General features: G+C 39.9%; 1 protein-coding gene. It reads left to right on the top strand.

The genetic code is table 11. The features are described 5' to 3' along the window. Nucleotides 1-3: 3 nt before the first annotated feature. Nucleotides 4-276: DDE-type integrase/transposase/recombinase (locus tag JWG44_RS21645; protein ID WP_332460820.1), on the top strand; the 273-nt coding region annotated here is incomplete at its 3' end.

Here is a 276-nt window from a genome sequence, read left to right as displayed (position 1 = left end):
AAAATCATCACATTAAAAAGCAATCTAAGATGGTGTTCCGATATTTTAGGAATACGTTGTTGGGATGGAAGGCTTATTTGGTTGGCCTTCGTCATGGATTGCCATGATAGAGAAATTATAAGCTATATTTCCTCAACCATTGGCATCGACGGTCAGATGATTCGAGATATGCTTCTTGAAGCAAAGGAGCAACGATTTGGTGATTCCAAAGTTCCTTCGACGCAGTTCCTATCTGACAACGGTCCTCAATATACTTCTTTCGCTACTATGGCTTTT

Origin of the sequence: Leptospira ainazelensis (assembly GCF_016918785.1) — a bacterium.
In the GTDB taxonomy this organism is placed as follows: domain Bacteria; phylum Spirochaetota; class Leptospiria; order Leptospirales; family Leptospiraceae; genus Leptospira; species Leptospira ainazelensis.
This window is presented reverse-complemented; position numbering and strand designations above follow the sequence as displayed.